Annotated in this window: 17 protein-coding genes; 3 read left to right on the forward strand and 14 right to left on the reverse strand. The window is 38.2% G+C overall.

The genetic code is table 11. The annotated features are described in order from the left end of the window. Positions 1–24: 24 nt before the first annotated feature. On the reverse strand, positions 25–465 hold the full coding sequence (locus ACIQZG_RS09030) for a hypothetical protein (RefSeq protein WP_402754849.1): 441 nt from the start codon (positions 463–465) through the stop codon (positions 25–27). 7 nt (positions 466–472) lie between these two features. Then, positions 473–1,330 (reverse strand): patatin-like phospholipase family protein, encoded by an 858-nt coding sequence (locus tag ACIQZG_RS09035; protein ID WP_402754850.1) that lies wholly within the window; start codon positions 1,328–1,330, stop codon positions 473–475. A gap of 130 nt (positions 1,331–1,460) precedes the next feature. Here ACIQZG_RS09035 and ACIQZG_RS09040 point away from each other — a divergent pair, with 130 nt between their 5' ends. Continuing rightward, positions 1,461–1,943, forward strand: coding sequence for a hypothetical protein (locus ACIQZG_RS09040; RefSeq protein ID WP_402754851.1), 483 nt, complete (start codon positions 1,461–1,463; stop codon positions 1,941–1,943). 10 nt (positions 1,944–1,953) lie between these two features. On the opposite strand, the gene ACIQZG_RS09045 is transcribed toward ACIQZG_RS09040, so the two are convergent. The 12 genes from ACIQZG_RS09045 to ACIQZG_RS09100 form a co-directional block, all read right to left on the reverse strand. Further along, entirely contained in the window at positions 1,954–3,063 is a 1,110-nt protein-coding gene (locus ACIQZG_RS09045) for a DUF2812 domain-containing protein (protein ID WP_402754852.1), read from the reverse strand. Then, positions 3,060–3,353 (reverse strand): PadR family transcriptional regulator, encoded by a 294-nt coding sequence (locus tag ACIQZG_RS09050; protein ID WP_402754972.1) that lies wholly within the window; start codon positions 3,351–3,353, stop codon positions 3,060–3,062. Before ACIQZG_RS09050 ends, ACIQZG_RS09045 begins: the two co-directional genes overlap by 4 nt. Before the next feature lie 206 nt (positions 3,354–3,559). Next, entirely contained in the window at positions 3,560–5,281 is a 1,722-nt protein-coding gene (locus ACIQZG_RS09055; protein WP_402754853.1) for an FTR1 family iron permease, read from the reverse strand. Continuing rightward, a complete protein-coding gene (efeB, locus tag ACIQZG_RS09060) occupies positions 5,256–6,515 on the reverse strand; it encodes an iron uptake transporter deferrochelatase/peroxidase subunit (RefSeq protein ID WP_402754854.1) in 1,260 nt (419 codons plus the stop codon). The genes ACIQZG_RS09055 and efeB overlap by 26 nt, the downstream gene beginning before the upstream one ends. Positions 6,516–6,521: 6 nt before the next feature. After that, the gene (gene efeO, locus ACIQZG_RS09065) at positions 6,522–7,391 is read right to left on the reverse strand and encodes an iron uptake system protein EfeO (protein ID WP_402754855.1); all 870 of its coding nucleotides are present in this window, start codon (positions 7,389–7,391) and stop codon (positions 6,522–6,524) included. 163 nt (positions 7,392–7,554) lie between these two features. Next, a complete protein-coding gene (locus ACIQZG_RS09070; RefSeq protein ID WP_402754856.1) occupies positions 7,555–8,745 on the reverse strand; it encodes an MFS transporter in 1,191 nt (396 codons plus the stop codon). A gap of 12 nt (positions 8,746–8,757) precedes the next feature. Next, positions 8,758–9,177, reverse strand: coding sequence for a MarR family winged helix-turn-helix transcriptional regulator (locus ACIQZG_RS09075; RefSeq protein ID WP_402754857.1), 420 nt, complete (start codon positions 9,175–9,177; stop codon positions 8,758–8,760). 173 nt (positions 9,178–9,350) lie between these two features. After that, positions 9,351–10,232 (reverse strand): nuclease-related domain-containing protein, encoded by an 882-nt coding sequence (locus tag ACIQZG_RS09080; RefSeq protein ID WP_402754858.1) that lies wholly within the window; start codon positions 10,230–10,232, stop codon positions 9,351–9,353. A 297-nt stretch (positions 10,233–10,529) separates the two neighbouring features. After that, positions 10,530–11,537, reverse strand: coding sequence for a FecCD family ABC transporter permease (locus ACIQZG_RS09085; RefSeq protein WP_402754859.1), 1,008 nt, complete (start codon positions 11,535–11,537; stop codon positions 10,530–10,532). Next, positions 11,530–12,531: a FecCD family ABC transporter permease gene (locus ACIQZG_RS09090; RefSeq protein WP_402754860.1), complete on the reverse strand. Its 1,002-nt coding sequence runs from the start codon at positions 12,529–12,531 to the stop codon at positions 11,530–11,532. Before ACIQZG_RS09090 ends, ACIQZG_RS09085 begins: the two co-directional genes overlap by 8 nt. Positions 12,532–12,555: 24 nt before the next feature. Next, on the reverse strand, positions 12,556–13,482 hold the full coding sequence (locus ACIQZG_RS09095) for an iron-hydroxamate ABC transporter substrate-binding protein (RefSeq protein WP_402754861.1): 927 nt from the start codon (positions 13,480–13,482) through the stop codon (positions 12,556–12,558). Positions 13,483–13,496: 14 nt separating this feature from the next. Then, positions 13,497–14,288, reverse strand: a complete 792-nt coding sequence (locus tag ACIQZG_RS09100) for an ABC transporter ATP-binding protein (protein WP_402754973.1) — start codon at positions 14,286–14,288, stop codon at positions 13,497–13,499. Between the two features lie 146 nt (positions 14,289–14,434). On the opposite strand from ACIQZG_RS09100, the gene ACIQZG_RS09105 reads away from it, so the two are divergent. Next, complete coding sequence (locus ACIQZG_RS09105; protein ID WP_402754862.1) at positions 14,435–15,490, forward strand: NAD(P)/FAD-dependent oxidoreductase; 1,056 nt, start codon at positions 14,435–14,437, stop codon at positions 15,488–15,490. Positions 15,491–15,628: 138 nt separating this feature from the next. Continuing rightward, entirely contained in the window at positions 15,629–17,287 is a 1,659-nt protein-coding gene (locus ACIQZG_RS09110; RefSeq protein ID WP_402754863.1) for a glycosyl hydrolase family 18 protein, read from the forward strand. Positions 17,288–17,609 lie beyond the last annotated feature (322 nt).

Here is a 17,609-nt window from a genome sequence, read left to right on the forward strand (position 1 = left end):
TAATGAGTATCGTTGAACATTTTGCTAATCTCCAACTAAATACTGCTCTGAATAAAAATCATTATCAAGAATATCGATACCGATAAAATCCCGGATGCCAACATAATCCTGACAAGGGACATCCGCAAAGTGAAAATGAATATCTTTTGCTTTAGGATGAAAAATAGTTGTTCTGATTTTTTCATTCGTGAGCCGTAAAACATAGTATACTTGTCCATCTGTATTTACTTTCTTTTGAAACACGTGAGATTGCCCGGCAATTTTCCTGATTCTTTGAGCTGCTACGCCTTCCAGTTCAATGCCGACAATATTCCACTTTTTATCAAAATCTAGTAAAAATTCATGAGCTTCCTCTAATTCTAAATCTCCCGTATAACGTATATTATTTTTTGAACGTTCATTAAAATAAATATAGCCCCTCCCTGCATCTGATGAATACCTTACCTGACTCTCCATTTCATCCATCCTTCCTTCATTTTAAAAATTGTTTTAATGCATTCATCTGATGCATTGCCTGCTCATAGCCCATCTCATAATTCGAGCGCATTTGTGTTTTATCTTTTTCAAAGCTATTGAGCGCTTCTGTCGGACGGAAAATAAAAGCTTTCCCTTCTTCTTCAAGCTTTTCACAATACTCGAGTGAGGCATTATAATGATCTGCACGTCTTTCCATACTTTTCACGAGATTCGGATAACGTTTTGATAGTAACTTCATTGCCCACTTACTCTGTCTATCCATCTCTTTACGATAGCCTTTTGGACGAGTTAACACGAGCACATGCTTGTCAAATCCTTGTTCAATTCCGTGCTGAATCGGGATAGGCTCTGCTAATCCCCCATCATAATAGGGTGTATCATTTAGTTTGATTTCAGGAAATAGCACTGGAATGGCACAAGTGGCACGTAGCATCATACACTCGCGGTCCATTTCCAACGCATCCATGTACTCTACCTGCCCAGTTGTTGCGTTGGTCACGCCAAATTTAAGCGTGCCATTATACTTTTGATAGGTCTCCCAATCAAAAATATCTAACTGATTTGGGATCACATTATAGGCAAAATCGAGCCCAAATAAGCTTTTTTCTTTCAAGAAATTTTTCCAACCCATATAGCGCTTATCATGTCGATAATCTATTAATACACGTAAAGAACGCTCCTTTTGTTGCGATACATACGAGCAAGCATTGATTGCCCCAGCTGAAATCGCTACAACATAAGGCATCATGATATCCTGCTCTAAAAATGCATCAAGAACACCTGACGTAAACAGTGTGCGAAACGTTCCACCCTCTAATATTAAACTTGTATTTTCTACATTTACTTGTATCATTCAATCACTCTTCCAATCTATTGGTCACCTTTATTTTACAGGAATAACATTGAATTTTCTCTAAAAATTATTCTAATTAGAAGAAACTTTAAAAATCCGACGCCGTTAATTATTCTAAGGAGGAATGGAATTGTTTAACTACCAGTTTAAATATCGAGATATGTATTTAATTTTATGGATCTTTTGTCAGTGGCTTACTGCATCATCCATTCTTCAACATCCGTCGTTTGAAAAATATATGTATCATTCATTAAGAGGTTTGGATAATCCCAGTGGTGGAAAGATTGGCTTTGCCCCTGAGTTTGTAGTCATTTATAGCGTAATAATTGCCGTGTTAATTTTTATCGTTATCTTTTTATTAGAATTTTTCTTTTTAACGACATCACTTTCTTCAACTGTTAAAAATTTCGTTTGGGTATTATTATTAGTCGGTTTTAGCGGGACATTGTTTATTTCCATATCGCGCATTATTGATTTATATTTTTGGGGATTTTTTATCGCAATGCTACCTTATTTGGTATGGTTTATTTATGGTGCGTTGACATTAAAGTTTTTTAGAAAAATCATAAAAAACGTCTCCAAAATAAATGTTTCATTCTTACCGGATGCATAGAAAAAGCCTCTCACCCTTGAGAAGCTTTTAACATTTTCATTTCTCTTCTAAAACCTGCAATAATTTTGAAGTATAATATAATCCACATAATAATTACTACTATGAGTAGGCTGCGTAATATCCCCATAAATGACCATTCAAAAAAAGGATCAAGCATAACATTTATATTAATAAAAAATGATTGACAACATACAAGCAACACAAGAGTACCCAATCCAGCATTCATCATAAATGCCTTTTTAACATTACGCTTTTTTTCTTTTGGATCATACGTAAAAGCTGGTACTTCCTCAAAGTCATCATAAGGTATTGCCCAAATGGAGTAATTAAGCCACGTAATATTAGACGCATACTTCAATTGCCAACCCATTTCTTTATGAATTGTAAAAAAAGTAGTATTTACGCTCGGTTCAAAGCTTACTTCATAAATAATATTTTTGGCCCCTGTCTCTCGGAAAGTAAAAAAAGCACCATAGATTGATTCAAGCTCTAGTCCTTGCCTCGCAAGTTTCTCAAGCCATTCCTTCGTTTGTAGTGGTGTATACATCCATCCAAGACGAATTTTCCGTATTTTACGGCCCATGCTAATTCGTACAACTTCCAAATCCATTTCTTGTTTTTCAAACTTCCGATATGCACGAAAAACAAATAGTGTAAGTGCGATAAGCACTAGAGATATGAAGATTGGCATTAAAAGAGGTGCTATTACAAACTGGTCACTTACAACACTAGAAGCTAATCCCAAAATGATGATTACAGGCATTTGTAAGGAGAGATATAAAAATGTAATTAGTAAAAATAAATAAGCATGCAATCTCGTTCTCTTTACAATTTCATCACGAGAAGGAAATGCGGAAATTGTAGACTCCTCATTTTTCAACACTTGCCACTTTGCCGAAGATGCAACTATGTGCCATCCACTGTTTATAAGCCCACTCGACGGTTCTACCTTCTCTATTTGTATAGCATATGTCACATTTTCACACGGTCCTTCGATAAACGAAAACACTCGTGTTAAGTGATTAAAACCATTGAGATGATATCCCTCTCTTGCCATTTGCGAAAGCCATTCCTCTGTTTTAACTAATTGATAACTCCAAAAAAGTCTCAATTTTTTCATAAGAACTCCCCCTCAAAACGTAGTACATGTTCATGCAATTCTTTCAAACGAACCATTTCTGCCTGCATGACTTTCTTGCCAATGCCCGTTACCTCATAGATTGTTTTTCTTCGTTCATCGGCAAATATCGAAATCATTTCATCTTTTTGCATTTTAGTGAGGGTACCATAAATAGTGCCTGATCCAAGTTTCAAGCGTCCATCGGTCAATTCCTCAACGCGCTTAATAATGCCGTAACCATGCCTCGGCTCTGTTAATGAGAGCAAAATGTAAAAAGCAGTCTCTGTCATCGGTACATATTTTTTTAATAATTTTTCCACTCATCCACCTCCATATGTCGCACTGTGACTATGTCGTATCTTGACTATATCACACCGTGACATAAAAAGGTATATATTGTTATATTTAATATTCATAGGAGCGATCTGTTTTACAATACTTATCGCTCAGGTTACATAACACGAAAAGGCTGCAGCAATATGCCACAGCCTCAGTATTATTTCTCTTGTTTTTTCTTATAGAAGATAGTAACCGCTACAAGGACTAGTAAAATAGCTTGTCCAATAATCGTTTCCACTGTTGGATAGAAACCAATTAAGCTAATGACGGGCAAGCCGTCCACAATCGTTGTAGAAATTTTGTCCGTTAGCTGCAATGTATGCAAACTCACGCCAATTATTTTGAAAGCCAACACATAAATTAAAATCGTTGCTACAGCGAAAAACTTATGAATCGGTATTTTGCCACTTGCCTTAAATAGGACAATTGCAAAGATGGCTAACAGCACTAGTGCCACGACAATGCCTAGCACGAATTGGGATATTTCCATTTTCGGTGCAATGCCTGCGTAGAACACTAGTGTTTCTGCTCCTTCACGGAAAACGGATAAGAAGCTGACTGATGCCATTGCTATGACTGAACCACTTGAAATCGCCGATCCCATTCGTTTTGAAATATAACGATTCCAGCTTGCCACACTCGATTTACTATGAAGCCAAATACCAACTCCTATCATCATCGCGGCGGCAAGTAGACCAACGTAGCCTTCCATCACTTCACGGTTCGTATCAATAGTAGCAGAATTGAAAATCGTCGCCATTAGCACTGCTGCTATCGCTGACAATAAAATTCCGAAAGCTGCACCGACATAAATCCATTTGCGCATTTGCTTTTGTCCTGCCATCTCTAAAAATGACACTAACGCCAAAATAATTAGTAGTGCCTCTAAGCCCTCGCGTAGTAAGATAAGCGCTGAGTCCCAAAACGTATAATCAGTATCACCTTGAATTAATTCAATTTCTGTGCGGAAAGTATTCAACTTTTCTTTAATGCCTTTTGCGTCAACATTTGACTTTAATAACTCACTCACTAGGATAGGCATATCACTTTCAATTTTCGTATAAAGTCTACTATTACGCGTCGATATTTCAAGTTCAACGCTCGGCCATATCCTGATAAATTCACGGATCTTATCAGATGCTGCCTTGTAGTCGCCTGCATCAATGTGATCATTTGCTTCATCAATATAAGCTACTAATGTCGCTAAAGAAAACTCACCCTCTATGACTTCTGCTGTTTCATCGCCAGCAACAAAATCCTCAATCGTTTGCTTTAACTCATCATACTGTGTTTGCATTAACGCCAAATCTGGCTTCTCTGCTGAAATTGAAATGCGTAGGAAAGCCATTTGAGTTTCTATTTGTCCGTACATTGGAATACTTTGCTCTCGTACAGGACGTTCGAGTTTATTCCATTTAATATTAAACTCTTTATATGCTTCATCGATTGCTACTACTTCACCAGTTGCTAATGCTTTCTCGAATTCACTCATCACGGGCTTAAATTTCGCACCAAATTCTGCTCGTTGTGCCGCTTCATCTACTGGGTTTTCAAGGTTTTCTAAAGAACGGAGTGCATTGGATAATGCCGACAACGCCGCTAAACGCTCTTCCTTAGATATTGCATCCACCGCTTGCGCTAAAACTTCATCAACTTTTTCTTTCGCTTTCGTTTCCTCAGATGTTACTAAAGCCCAATCAGTCGCAAACTGCTCCAGTGATTGCTCAGCATCGGCTACTTTGTCCTTCTTGGTGTTCATGAGTGCGTCACTAATAGATATGTATAAATGACTGTAGGACTGCGCTGCTTGCACTGGCACAACTGCCAGTGCAAATAGTAAACATGCGAATAAACTAAAGCGCGTTAAAAAGTGCTTCACCTATATAACTCCCCTTTTGTACGCCAGGGAAGCAAGCAAACACTGCACTGCCTCGATGGGTAATATATTCATTCATTTTATCCATACGACCTAAACTGTTTTGCACAGCTGTAAATTGAGCCGGGTCTTTTTGGAAGGATATAAACAATAACCCTGCATCATGTGCACCAGTATTGGTCATCACACCTGAAGCATAAGAATACGAGCGACGAAGCATACGCGCATTAGATTTTCGCGCTAAGTGCACATGTGACGTATCCGGCATTATATATGCCCCTTTTTCATCTTTTGCATCAACGTCAAAATCATCGAATTCCTTCGATTTGCCGAATGCCGCGCCGCTATCACGATAACGACCAAACGTAGCTTCCTGATCTTTTAGTGACGTCCGATCCCAGGTTTCTAGGTGCATTTGAATTTTACGTGCGACTAAATAAGAGCCACCCTTTAACCAGCCTTTATCTACCCACACGACCTCTTGTAAATCTTTTTTATCAGTTATTGCAGGATTCACTGTGCCGTCCTTAAATGCAAACAAATTACGTGGTGTCCCACCCGCCGCAGGGAACGAGTTAAAGCCAGCTTGCGACCATTTAATTTCCACCTTACCTGAAGCAGCACGCACTAAATTACGTACTGCATGAAATGCCACTTGTGGATCATCTGCACATGCTTGAATGCAAATGTCGCCACCTGTAAACTCTTCTTGCAGTTGATCTTTTGGAAAGTGTGGTAAATCTGCAAGCTCGGCTGGTTTCAAGTTTGCTATACCTAACTTATCGAAAAGTGATGGACCAACACCGACTGTAATTGAAAGATTGGAAGCATTCAAACCCTCGGCTTCACCTGTATCACCTGGTGGCACTCTCGTATTTGTCGTTAAATCTACCATCAATTCACCATTCATTAAACGCACAACAAGAGGTGTCCATTTTTTGAACAACTCTTGTAATTCCTTCTTTGACGTCACTAAGACATTTAAAGAGGCAAAGTAAATATGCGTTTGGACTGGTGTGATAATGCCAGATTGATATTGACCATAAAAATCTACTTTATTGATTGCCGTTTTACTATCTGCAACCGGCTCGAATACATCGTAGCCCATTACTTTCATGACACCACCGAAACCAGATGCACCGATGGCAACACCAGCTGCCCCGATGCCTGTAAGTTTCAACATGTCACGACGAGAAATTTTTTTATTGATCCATTTTTCATCATTTGACGTTGTCATTATTTATCACTCCAAAATAATTCCCATTTGACTTAATGGCTCACCAAGTTGGTTGACTGCAGCTGATAATGCTTTTGTATGCTCTTCTGTTAACTCTTCATAGGAAATGTAGCCACCGTTAGCTGTTGCGTGTTGCGCTAGTAAATCATCGACTGCTTTGAATTTTTCATCCAATGTAGCAACTAATTCTTTATCTTTTGCTTCTAATTTTGCACGAAGGATTTCAAAGATTTTTTCGGCACCTTCAATATTCGCTTTGAAATCATAAAGGTCAGTATGTGAGTAGATTTCTTCCTCACCCGTAATTTTTGATGTTGATACTTCGTTTAATAAATCTACAGCACCCGTAATCATTAGGTCTGGTGTAACTTCCACTGTTTGCACAAGTGCATGTAATTCTTTTGCATCAGCTAATAGTTGGTCAGCAATTGCTTCGTAGCCAGCAGTTTTATTTTCTTCCCAAAGTGCATATTCAAGTTTGTGATAGCCCGTCCACTCTTCCTCGCCTTTTCCTTCTTCTTGAATATCCGCTAAACGTCCGTCAATACGAGGGTCAAGATCACCGAAACTTTCTGCGATTGGCTCAGAACGTTCAAAATACATACGCGCTGGAGCATAAACAGCCTTTGCACCTTCAATATCCCCCGCTTTGAAAAGGTTGACAAAGTTTTCTGTTTCATTTAGGAATTGATCCATTTGCTCTAAAGCAAATTCTTTATAAGCTGTTAATTCAGCAGTTAAATCCACTTCTTCAGTTGCCGATGCCTCTTGTTCTGTTGCAGGAGCCGTACCTTTATCTGCTTCCTCTGTGTCACCACAGCCCGCCATTAAAATTCCACCTGCCACCAAAACTGTTAGTAATGATTTATGTTTCATTCTATGTTCCTACTTTCGAATTAGTATATATTGTGAATGATAATGATTATCAAACCCGATTGCAAGATGTATTTTTATTTATAGAAAAAAACGTCATTTTGCAGTTGAAAGTTATTTTCAACTAGCAGAATCGACGCTTTTTCCACAATATAATGATTATAATCTACGATATTATTGCTTGTTTCGAATTTTCTTGTTTTCCATATAAGAAATAATATAGCACGATTGAAAGTATTATTACGAAAACCATTGCGAAGAAAATCCCACTGTATCCCATTATCGGTACAAAAAAACCTAAGAAAAATGGCCCGACACCGAGTCCCAAATCGTACAAAATAAAATAAGTAGATGTCGCAAGTCCTAATCGCTCATTTGGTGTCACTTTAATGGCTATTGCCTGAGCGACCGAGTTGAAATTACCGTAGCCAATTCCAATGCATGCAGCTGACACTAAAAAAATGAAGCTAGTCGTTGCAGAACTAAAGGCATACATGCCGATTGTAAAGATTACAAGACAAGGATAGACCACTATGTTAGCTCCTCTTGCATCCAGAAGCTTCCCGGTAAACGGGCGTGACATTAACACCACAATGGCATATACGATAAAGAAATAGCTACCTGCAGTAACTAAGTCTAGTTCTTTTGCATAAAACGTCATAAAAGACATAACCCCAGAATAAGCAAAGCCAATCACTAACGCCACAAGTGAAATCGGCACAGCGCGCATTTCAATGAAATTCGATAGCTTAAACCCTGTTTTGACTTTAGCCCTCTTCGGCGCATCAGGCACTGACACGATAAAATACAACATAAAACAAATTATAGCCAGCGCGGAATCTACTGCAAAAATCATGCGAAAATCAGTAAAGGTTTGCGTCAATAGAATCCCAACAAATGGTCCAATCGCCGTCGCCAAAATCGCACTCAAACTATAATAGCCAATCCCCTCACCACGACGCTCCGGCGGCAAAATCTGCGCAATTATTGTGCCTGTCGCTGTACTTGCCAACCCCAATGCAGTTCCTTGTAATAAACGATTAACCATCAATAACGGTAAATTGACTGCCGCAAAATACAACATCGTCGAAATAGCAAATAATAATAGTCCATAAAATAAAGTTTTTTTACTTCCCCACTCTCCTATCACACGGCCTCCACCAAGACGGCCAAATAGCGTTCCGATAATAAAAATACTTGACACCAACCCAGCTGTACTCGTCGAAGCCCCAAATTCATCGACCGCATAACCGGCAATTGTCACCATTAATAAAAAGAAAATCAATGTAATCGTAAAATTAATTAGCGATATGATTAAAAAATCTTTGGTCCATAATTTCTGTTTGGTTTCTTTCATTTCGTCTTTCACCTACTTCTTAATATTCGCACGGATTTTTGCTATCACCTGAGTAGCAATTTCAATATCCTGTTCTGATACACCTGCTAATGAGTCCTCTAAAAATGGCTTTAAGTATGCCTGAATCTCATGGACAATGTTTTCACCGTGCTCCGTTAACTGCACTAACTTTTCTCGCTTATCCTTGCCCGCCACTGTTTCAACATAACCGAGTTCTATCAACTTTTGCACAAGCCTTGTCACACTCGGCTTTTCTATGTACATATAGTTCGCAATTCCTACAAGCGAATGTGGACCCTTATCCATTAATAGTCTTAGGAGCCCCCACTGTGAGCTATACAACTGATATTTCTCTAACTGTAAATTGATTTGATTCGTAAACGGACGGTACATCAAACGGTACTCATTAAAAAAATCCTGTTCAATCGTCAAAAAATCATCCCTTCCGAAATTAGTTAGCCAAGGTAACTATATTCCTGTTTTTGCTTATTGTCTAGGGGCCCAATCCGTCAGTTTGCCGCTTCTATCCGTCACTTCGACAGTTCTATCCACCACTTTTGTGATTCTATCCGTCACTTTCACCGTTCTATCCTGCTAGCCCCTTTTCAAGTAATCCAATACTTCCGGTGTCTTTTTGTGCCAGTAGCCTGTAGCGGAAGCTGTTTCAATATTTTATACGCTATATTCGGTGAGCGAATATCAAAAAATATACAGAAACTTTTATTCGTTATCATTTTACCTAGTAATAATCGATAATCCTCCAGTGCTAGAAGTATTGCCTTGTCGTCTTCCATCCCACAGTGCAAACAATGCCACTTCTTATGGTGATACTGCATTTTTTGCGTATAGGCACAAGAGCGGCACAATACTCCTGTCTTGATGTCTTGTAATGGAAATGCAAAATCTCTTTTCATTGGCTTATGCAAAGTGAGTAATTTCTCCACAAATTGATGAAGCACCTCGCCACTGGCCCTTACCATACTGTAATGCTGAAACCATGTCCTCATTTGGTAGCGTAAACCGAATACATGGAACACAGGCTGATCCCTTAAACTTTGCGAAAGTATAGCATTTTTCGTCGCAAATATGACTGCATATTTTACAGGTATCTCTATTTGTAATTGTTTGAGCAATCGCTTCAGCCACTCTACATGTCGCTTCACCTGATTAATCGGATCGGTCATTCCTTCAACATTCCCCTCCACAGTTGTTCTATTAAATTGATGGAAAGTGGCATCGTATTCCAAATGACCGACAATATTTTTGATTTCTAAAACAAGGACAAAAAATGGCCAAACAAAAATGGTATCTATTTGATGTGTTGTGCCGAAGTGGTTCGTGACCTGTACATCATGCAAAATATAATGTGGTTGCGGCAAATCGATTTCAAGCCATTCACGATCAACCCTTTGCTCACCAGCAAATCCTGCACTTAGTCGCCGATGCCATTCCTGAAAATAGCCGTACTCATTATGCGAAGCTGGCAATCGCCGAAGTAGTGCCTCTAACGTTTTTGCGTTTCTGATTTTTGACGTGCTAATACAATCATCGTCTCAGCCCCCTTTTTGATTTTATTATAAGCAAGAAAATGATACGAAAACGCTCTTCGCAGAAACTTGAAATCCACTTATCTCAAATTAATTTCTCTTTCAATATTACTAGCTCTATAGTCCGATAAAATGAATCGATTTCTGCAAACTATTGTATTTTCCTCACCGCTATCCGTCTCTTTTCGGATTCTAACCGTCTCCCCACCTAAAAAACGACTGAACGGAAAAATCCATTCAGTCGTTTTTGCGTAGTAAGTATAAAAAGTACGGTGCGCCAATAAATGCGACCACAACCCCAGCTGGCACTGTAGCCGTGGATATCGCCACTCGTCCTATCGTATCAGCGAACATCAATAAACTCGCCCCGATACATAATGTTAATGGTAAAAAGAATTGATAGCGTGGCCCAACAAGCTGCTTGGCAATATGCGGTGCCATTAAGCCGATAAAGGCAATTCCACCTGTCACCGATACTGCAGCTGCGGCAAGTGCAACAGCTACGATCAATAATTGCAGGCGCTCCCTCTGAATATTAATCCCTAAACCAATCGCTGTTTGCTCGGTCATGGCTAGGACATTCAAGACATTTGCCTTATAGAAAATATAAGGTATACACACAATCAACCATGGCAACAGCGCCCATAAAAATGGCCAATCAGTGCCCCAAACACTACCTGCAAGCCACTGAGCGATAAACTGAACGTCACTTCGCTCAGCAGAAGATATCAGCATCATCATTACACCTGACAATGCAGAAGCAACCCCAACACCAACCAAGATCAACTGCACAGGTTGTACACCTTGACCTTTCTTATACGAAAAGAAATAAATACATAATGCCGTTAATATCGCACTGATAAATCCGACAACCGGTAGAACATATGCAAAATGCGGTAGATCCCCATCTACAAACAAATATAACAATGTAATACCGACTCCTGCACCAGCGTTAATCCCAATAATTCCAGGATCGGCTAAATCATTTCTTGTCACGCCTTGTAGCACAGCACCTGCTAACGCTAATGCCATCCCTGCTGCAGCCAATACAAATAATCTAGGTAAACGTACCGAAAACAATACGAAAGATTCTTTAAAACTACCATCTCCGAATAGTATCGGAACTATACGATTGATAGATACCGAAGCAGCACCCATCGAAATACCCAATATGAAAATGGCTATCGTCAACAATATCCAAACTAGAAGCCATGTCCGTTGTTTTTTCCGCCCCGCTTTAAGCAAATTGACGACCTCCCTTACGTACAAGAAGTAAGAAGAATGGAAGGCCAATAATCGAAATAATTGCCACCACCGGCGTTTCAAACGGTGCATTGATCATACGACCTACAAAATCAGCTGTCAGCATAAACCAACCACCAACTAATGCACTCATCGGCAATACAAATCGATAATCCGTTCCAACAAAGGCGCGTACAATATGCGGTACCATTAAACCAACAAATGCTAGATTTCCAACAAGTGCAACAGCAGCACCTGCTAATACAACGACTACCGTCATCATCACGACTTTAATTATCGTCGTTTTTTGTCCTAAACCGACAGCTACTTCTTCGTTTAAACTTAAAATCGTTAGCTGCCTGCTAAAAATAAATGCTACTACTAACCCAAATACGATAAACGGCACAATAATAAGTGCCTGCCAAGTAGTCCCGATTAAGCCGCCACTTGTCCACATACTTACATCTTTTGAGATGTTAAATAAAATACCTGTACCATCTGCAATAGCTTGTAATAGAGCAGAAACGGCTGCACCGGCTAAAACAAGTTTTAACGGAGAAAAGCCGTTTTTAGTAGATGCGCCTATACCATAGACAATGATCATCCCTACTCCAGCACCAATAAAGCATGCAAAAATAAGCATAAAATATGATGTATTAGATACAAAAGCCATCGTCAGGGCAAGTGCTGCATTGGCACCTGCGGTAAGCCCTAGAAGCCCCGGATCAGCCAATGGATTTCTTGTGACTCCCTGCATAATCGCCCCCGCAACTGCTAATGCACTACCAACAAAGATTGCCGCAATGATACGTGGGAATCGAATTTCGCGTAAAATTGAATAATGCTTTCCGCCACTTTGTCCAAGAATTGCTTCGTAAACATCTTTTAAAGTCGTATTCGCTGCTCCAAAATATAGCGATATACAAGCAGTACAAACTAATAAAATGAAACCAAGCAACACCTTAAGCCAAAACGGAAAATATCGAAACTTAATCATTACCTTCGCTACTCTCTACTGAAATTATTTTAAGAACTTTTCTTCAAAGAAATCTAGTTGATATTCAAGTGTTTTCGCGTCATTGAAATAGAATGCTTTTGCATCTGCTTCGAATAAATGACCATTTTTCACCGCTTCGATTTCGTTATACCAATCAGCATTTAAAAATGCAGTATCTTGATCTTTTGTTAAACTTAAAATTACATAGTCACCTGTATAATCACCTAAAACCTCTTGAGAGATTGCAAAGTAACCAGGCTCTAAAGCAACTTCTTCTACCTTCTTAGGCATCTTTAAGCCCATTGCTTGATATAAGATTTCTGTTCCACGTCCCCAGTTATCGCCGAATAAGTAGAATTGTTTTTCATAGTTTTCTACAACCGTAACTGTTGCATCTTCACCAATTTTTCCTTTAATTTTTGTACCTACATCTGCTGCACGAACTTTGAAATCTTCTACCCATGCAGTTGCTTCCGCTTCTTTATTCACAACTTTACCGATCTCGATATGTTGTTGTAAGTAGTCATTTTTACCGTAAGTAAATAAAACTGTTGGTGCGATTTCTGCTAGTTTGTCAGCATTTTCAATATTGTTTAAACCAATGATTAAATCAGGCTCTAGTTCTAAGATTTTTTCGATATCTGTATTCTCAACAATTTCAGCATCTTTAATGCCTTCTGCAAAGTTTGGATTCATAGCAGACCAAGAATCTACCCCTACTAAATTGACACCAAGCTCCATTAAATCGCCTGCATATGACGATAATACAACAACACGTTCTGGATTTGCTGGCACTTCAATAGGGCCTGTTTCAGATTGATACGTAATCGTTTCTGCTGACGAGTCTTTTTCAGCACCCTTGTCTGTTTTTTCTGAGCTTTCTTCGCTAATGCCGCATGCTGCTAGCACTAATACGACCATCATAAACATTGGTAATAACCATTTTTTCATTTTGAATATCCCCTTTAAACGGTTTGTAATAAGTTATATGTAATGCACATCGGCTTATTTGTCCGTGGATCTTTGCCGATTACTGCATCAATATGAAAGACTTCCTGTAACACTTCTGGTACAACGACTTCTTCTGCTGTTCCAAATTTCACAAGCTTTCCTTGTGAGAGTGCCACAATGTAATCTGAAAAACGTGCTGCTTGGTTTAAATCATGAAGCACCATAACAATCGTGCGTCCCTCTTCTTCATTAAGCTCACGCAGTAATTCTAAAACTTCCAATTGATGGGCCATATCTAAATAGGTTGTTGGCTCATCTAAAAAAATAATGTCGGTTTCCTGTGCAAGCGCCATCGCTATCCATACACGCTGACGTTGCCCACCAGATAATGCATCGACCGTTTGTGTACGGTATGCATCCGTTTTAGTTGCTTTCAAAGCCCAGTTAATGACTTCCTTATCTTTTTGAGATAAGTTGCCAAAGCCCTTTTGATATGGAAATCGACCATATGAAACTAGTTCTTCGACGGTTAAACCATGTGCACTTTCCGGACTTTGTGGCAGAATTGCAAGTTCTTTTGCTAAGTCTTTCGTTTTCATCACTGAAATACTTTCACCATCCAAAATTACTTGTCCGCTCTCGTGCTTCATTATTCTCGTGATCGCTTTTAACAGTGTGGATTTACCACAGCCATTCGATCCAATAATGGTCGTGATTTTACCGTCCGGAATTTGAAGCGATAAATCATGCACAATGGTTTTACCCTCGTAGCCAACACGAATCGATTCAATTTGTAAACGCAAAATGTATCCTCTCTTTCTTTTTACATAATTACATGATATGATTGCCTCACTAAACGATAGTGATAATCATTATCACTATCGTAATTTTAGTTATCAACTATGTATTTGTCAAATAGTTTTTTATTATTATTAAAGGTGTGGATAAAAAAATGCATGATATTTATGATGTAACGATCATTGGCGGTGGGCCTGCGGGACTATACAGCGCTTTTTATAGTGGGTTAAGAGGTTTGAAAACGAAGCTAATTGAAAGTCAGGAACAGCTTGGAGGTAAAGTTTTACTTTATCCTGAAAAGTTGATTTGGGATATTGGTGGGCATCCCCCAGTGTTAGGCGAGCAATTTGTGAAACAATTAATCACCCAAGCGAAAACGTTTGATCCATCGATTTTAACAGGAACAAAAGTTGACTTTATCGAACGTAAAAATGATATTTTTGCTTTACATACGAACCTAGGCGAAATACATTATTCTAAAACAGTACTACTAGCGATTGGTGGCGGTATCATTAACCCCCAAAAGCTTACATTAGAAGGTGCAGAGAAATACGAAATGACGAATTTGCACTATACCGTGCAATCCTTACAGCGCTTTTTAGGAAAAGACATCATCATTTCTGGTGGTGGCAATGCCGCACTCGACTGGGCAGTAGAATTACAAGCAATTGCTCATAGCGTTACAGTTGTTTATCGAAATGAAACACTATCTGCACATGAGGCAACGATTCAAGAAGCACTTGATGCTGGTGTGAAAATCGAATGTAATACTTCTATTACGAAGCTAACTGCCAATACAGATAAAACAGCCATTCAACTAGTAACCTGCGAAAATTCACTAACCAAACAAAGCTACACACGCCAAATCGATGAGATTATTGTCAGCCATGGCTATAATCGAGAAGCTTCATTAGCATTTGAACCTTCTATTGCTATACCTAAAAAAGATAATTATTACTTCGAAGGAAAAGCAACTGGTGAAACTGCGCAGCCTGGAATATTTGCAGCAGGTGACATTTTAACATTCGAAGGAAAAATCCATCTGCTTCTAGGTACATTCCAAGATGCGGCCAACGCCGTCAACTCGATTAAAACTTACTTAGAACCAACAGCACATCGAAATGCTGTAGTTTCTTCCCATAACGAAGCATTCAAAGCGAAGAACCGTTCTATTATTGAAAAACAGTTTGTAAAAGTAAAACAATCATGACAAACATTTAAATACCACCGATATCAAAAGCCAGCAGCTATTTTGCTGGCTTTTGATTATTCTTCAATCAACTAATCTCTTAAATTTACTAAATAACTCAATGAAACCATATTTTTATAATTGAAATCCTATACCTAGTTGACAGATAATAAGGCGTACAAAATCTTCAATGAAAGTAGGGATAAAGTAATGTATAGAAAGTTGATTAATTGTTTACTAATTCCCTCCCTGTTAATTACGTTATTTGCCTCTCCATATAGTGCAGATGCATCAGTAAATGACGTTCATTTAAGTTATTTATATGGTAGCTCTTCTAGCAACTATTTAAAAAATTTAGATTTAGCTTCAGGTGCGTTAAATACAGCGACACCATTATTCTTTGAACTAAACGCAGACGGCAGTTTAAAAAACATAATTGATAAAAATTTAGTACAAGAATTGCACAAGAGAGGATTAAAAGTCGTTCCATTCATTTCTAATCATTTTGATCGAAAATTAGGGCAAATTGCTATGAAAAATAGAGAAAGCCTATCTACTCAACTTGTAGATGCTGTAGTAAAAAACAATTTGGATGGCTTAGATGTAGATATTGAGAATTTAAACCATACAGATAAAGCAGACTTTACAGATTTCATTCGATTATTACGTGAAAAAATGCCTAAAGATAAAACATTATCAATCGCGGTTGCTGCCAACCCTAATGGATGGACATCAGGATGGCATGGTTCTTATGACTTTTTAAAACTAAGTAACTATACCGATTACTTAATGATAATGGCGTATGATGAAAGTTGGAATGGTGGTCCAGCAGGTCCTGTTGCAAGTTTATCATTTGTGGAAAATTCGATTAAATATATACTTAAACAAGGTGTTGATTCGAAAAAAGTAGTTTTAGGTCTTCCGTTTTATGGTCGATTCTGGAATGATAGCGAATCACAAGGTGGTTATGGTGTTTCAAATAAAAATGTATCAAACTTAGTGAGTAAGTATAAAGGAAAGGTCTATTTTGATAATGCTTCAAAATCACCTTATGCAAAATTTACAGTGAAAAGCAATGATTCACCTACGTATATTAATGGTAAACAACTTACACCAGGGAATTATACATTATGGTATGAAAATGATCTATCTTTAAAATACAAATTACGATTGGTAAAAAAATACAACATAAGAGGAACTGGTAGTTGGAGTTTAACACAAGAAGAACCTAAAATATGGAATTTCTATTCTTCTTGGGCGAATGGAAAACATAATTTTATAGATTCAGAAAATCATTGGGCTGAGGAAGACATTATGTTCCTTTATAACAAAGGATGGATTAAGGGTAAAAATGAGTACATGTTTGACCCAAATAGTTTTTTAACAAGAGCTCAAGCTGTATCGATTCTTACAAAAGCGATTGGTTTAAATGACAAAAACGAACCAGTTCCAAATTACTTTACTGATGTTCCTACCGACCATTGGGCAAAAACGGCTATTGAATTAGCACATAAATATAATATAGTGAATGGAACAAAACCAAACATCTTTGAACCAAATTCTCAAGTTACAAGAGCTCAACTATCAGCAATAATGGCGAGAATACTAGATTATCCATTAGATACTACGATTAAATCTCCATTTTCCGATGTTCAAAAAGAACACTGGGCTTATGAAGAAATTTTAAAACTAAGTAGTAAGGGTATTATTAAAGGTAAAGAAGACGGTGGATTTTATCCTAATGACTTTGTAACACGAGCGCAAGTAGCAGCAATGGTCAATCGTGCGAGTGCAGATTTAGAAAAATATCCAAAATAAAATTAATAGGTTACTAACTAAAACATAAAAAAAACAGGGCTTGATCTACATAAGTTTGTAGACTCAACCCTGTTTTTAGCTTATGTCTCCCTACTATGCGTATTTCGATCTACCTAGGAGAGAATCAGCGCGCTTTTCTTGGCATTTTTATAATTATTGAACAAATGTAATTCAACATACCCGACACTAAAAAGCACATCAACGTTTTTTCCATTGATGTGCAATCAATTATTCATCTTCCATCCAGATCAACTATCTAAAGAAACTTATTAGCGATCCCATTTGCCTCAACATATTTACTCCATATGATATCCTTCCTGCA

Source organism: Lysinibacillus sp. NPDC096418 (assembly GCF_044762775.1).
Classification (GTDB): domain Bacteria; phylum Bacillota; class Bacilli; order Bacillales_A; family Planococcaceae; genus Lysinibacillus.